Origin of the sequence: Cellulomonas septica (assembly GCF_012396155.1) — a bacterium.
GTDB lineage: Bacteria > Actinomycetota > Actinomycetes > Actinomycetales > Cellulomonadaceae > Cellulomonas > Cellulomonas septica.
On sequence record NZ_JAAXOY010000792.1, the window covers coordinates 1 to 1,407 of the forward strand.

Sequence of the window (1,407 nt, forward strand, 5' to 3'; positions counted from 1 at the left end):
CCTGGATCCCGGTCGTGTCCGCCGCCGCGGCCGCCGCGATCCTCGGCGTCGCCGCGACCGGTGCCGCGTTCACGATCGGCGACGAGCGGGCCGACGGCTCGCGCCCGGCCTCGCTCGCCGAGATCGGCCGCGACACGACCGACACGGTCCCCGTCGCGGGCTCGACGAACGACGCCCCCGACTGGCAGGCGGTCTCGCAGGCCGTCGCGCCGTCCGTCGTCGCGATCGAGGTCAGCACCGGCCAGGGCGGCGCCCAGGGCTCGGGCGTGATCGTCGACGACCAGGGCCACATCGTCACGAACAACCACGTCGTGGCCGGCGCGCAGGGCAAGGTCCAGGTCACGCTGACCGACGGCCGGCTGTTCGAGGCGAGCGTCGTCGGCACCGACCCGACGACCGACCTCGCGGTCATCAAGCTCGACGACGCCCCCGACGACCTCGTCGCGGCCGCGCTCGGCGACTCCGCCAAGGTCGAGGTCGGCCAGTCCGTCATGGCCGTCGGCAACCCGCTCGGCCTCGCCAACACCGTGACGACCGGCATCGTGTCGGCCGTCGACCGCCCGGTGTCGACCTCCGCGGAGGACGGCAGCCAGGCGACCGTGACCAACGCGATCCAGGTCGACGCCGCGGTGAACCCCGGCAACTCCGGCGGTCCGCTGTTCGACGCGCAGGGCCGTGTCATCGGCATCAACTCGTCGATCGCGACGATGTCGCAGCAGTCCGGCTCGATCGGCCTGGGCTTCGCCATCCCGGTGAACCTCGTGAAGAACATCGCGTCGCAGCTCGTCGACGACGGCACCGCCGAGCACGCGTTCCTCGGCGTGAGCCTCTCCGACGGCACCGCGACCGCCGACGGCGTGACCCGCCGCGGCGCGGTCGTCGAGGAGGTCAGCGCCGACTCGCCCGCGTCGAAGGCCGGCCTCGAGGCCCAGGACGTCGTGGTCGCGATCGACGGCAAGGCCGTCGGCGGCGCCGAGTCGCTCACGGCCTACGTCCGGGCGCTCGCGTCCGGCGACCAGGCGACGCTCACCGTCGTCCGCGACGGCAAGGCGTCGGAGGTCGACGTGACGCTTGCCGCCCGCCCGGAGTCCGCGGCGACCCCGCAGGACCCGCAGGGCGGCCAGGACCAGGGCCAGGGTCAGAGCCCCGACCAGGGGCAGGGCCAGGACCAGCAGGGTCCCGGCGGCCTCCCCGGCGGGATGACGCCCGAGGACCTCTGGAAGTGGTTCCAGGGCCAGGGCCAGGGCTGACGGCACCCGCCCGTCGGACCGCGGTCCCGGTGACCGACCAGCACCGCTCACCGGGACCGCGCACGGCACGCGGCTCGCACACCTGAGCCGCTCACCGCGGTCGACCCCGACCGCCACCGCCGGGCACCCGCTCCCCACGGGTGCCCCGCACCCCGAC

1 protein-coding gene is annotated in these 1,407 nt (G+C 75.0%); it reads left to right on the forward strand.

The genetic code is table 11. The features are described 5' to 3' along the window. Positions 1-1,250: S1C family serine protease (locus tag HGA02_RS19210; RefSeq protein WP_168680982.1), on the forward strand; the 1,250-nt coding region annotated here is incomplete at its 5' end. Between the last annotated feature and the right edge of the window lie 157 nt (positions 1,251-1,407).